2 protein-coding genes are annotated in these 1,656 nt (G+C 70.7%); both read left to right on the top strand.

Translation table 11 applies throughout. The features are described from left to right. Window positions 1-903 (top strand): DegT/DnrJ/EryC1/StrS family aminotransferase (locus Q8Q85_13460; protein ID MDP3775264.1); only part of this gene is annotated, 903 nt, incomplete at its 5' end. Next, window positions 900-1,656, top strand: a 757-nt coding sequence (locus Q8Q85_13455; protein ID MDP3775263.1) for an oligosaccharide flippase family protein, incomplete at its 3' end; no start/stop codon positions are given. The genes Q8Q85_13460 and Q8Q85_13455, both read left to right, overlap by 4 nt.

The raw sequence follows: 1,656 nt of genomic DNA, 5'->3' as shown, positions 1-1,656 counted from the left end.
GTGATCGCGCTGGCCGCGCTGGACCTGCCCGAGGGCGGCGAGGCGATCGTGCCGTCGTTCACCTTCAATTCGACGGTGAACGCGATCGTGTGGAACCGGTTGACGCCGGTCTTCGCCGACATCGACCCCGCGACGTTCAACCTCGATCCGGCCGAGGTGGAGCGGCTCATCGGCCCGCGGACCGTGGTGGTGGCCGGCACCCACGTCTTCGGGAACCCTTGCGACGCGGACGCGATCCGCGCCGCCGCGCGCGGGCTGCCGGTGGTCTACGACGCCGCGCACGCCTTCGGCAGCCGGTATCGCGGCCGCGCGGTGGGCACGCTCGGCGACCTGGAGGTGTTCAGCTTCAGCGGCACCAAACTCGTGACGTCCGCCGAAGGCGGGCTGGTCGCGGCTTCGCGCGACGACCTGGTGCGGCGCGTGGAGTACCTGCGCGCCTACGGCTTCCAGGGCGACTACGAATCGCACCTGGTGGGCGTGAACGGGAAGATCTCCGAGCTGAACGCCGCGCTGGGCGCGTTGACGGTGGAGATGGTGGAGGCCGCGGTGGACAAGCGGCACTCGCTGGCGGCCGGGTATCGCGAGCATCTCGGCGAGGTCGCCGAGGTAGGCTTCCAGCTGGTGGATCCCCGCGACCGCTCGACCCACAAGGACTTCGCGATCGTGTGCGAGCGTGACCGGGACGGGCTCGAACGCGCTCTCGCCGCGGCGGAGATCCAGACCAAGCGCTACTTCCGGCCGGCGCATACGATGCGCGCCTACGCCCGCTACGCCAGAGGCCCGCTGCCTCGCACCGAGAACCTGTACCGGCGCATCCTCTGCCTGCCGATCTTCAACGAGCTGCCGCTCGAGGACGTGGGCCTGATCGCCGGCCTGGTGCGCGAGCACTTCCGGGCCGGATGACCGCGCCGGCCGAACCCGCGATCCGGAAGGGGATCCGCGGCGGCTACCTCAATCTCGTCGTCACGTGGGTGGTGCAGCTCGTCATGGTGCCGCTGGTGCTGCACCATCTGGGGAGCGCGACCTACGGGCTCTACGCCGCGCTGACGGCGGTGGCCGGATACTTCGCCCTCCTCACCTTCGGGAGCGCGCTCACCGTACCCAGGTACGTGGCGGACCTCGCCGCGCGGGGTGAAGCCGAGGCGCTCAACGCGTTCGTCTCGACCTATCTGGTGGCGTTCCTGGCGGTGGGGGTGGTGGGGCTCGCGATCGGTCTCGCGGCGACGCCGCTCCTGGCGCGGTGGATCGTGGTACCCGAGGAGCTGCGCGCCGCGATCGCCCCGGCGTGGCGGCTGGTCCTCGGCGGGTGGGCGATCGGTTTGGCCGCCGGGCTCTTCCAGTCGCTGCTCACCGGATTGGGAGAGGTGCAGCTCGCCAACCTGGCGAACAGCGCGCGGACCGCGCTCAACCTGGCGGTCGCGGCGGCGGTGCTCGGCACCGGCGGGCAGCTCTCCGACCTCCTGGTCGGCCTGATCGCGGCGACGCTGGTGAGTTCGCTCGCGCTCTACGTCCTGGTGCGGCGCCGGCATCCCAGCATCACATTGTCGTTCGCGCACGCGAGGTTCGGGACGTGGCGCGCCACCCTGAAACCCACGGCGTACTTCTTCCTCATGCAGCTCGCCGCGCTCGTGGTGATGGGCACGGACAACATCGTGA

It is taken from the genome of Gemmatimonadales bacterium (assembly GCA_030697825.1).
Lineage (GTDB): Bacteria > Gemmatimonadota > Gemmatimonadetes > Gemmatimonadales > JACORV01 > JACORV01.
Note: the sequence above shows the minus strand (reverse complement) of the source record. Positions and strands in the feature narration are given on the sequence as shown.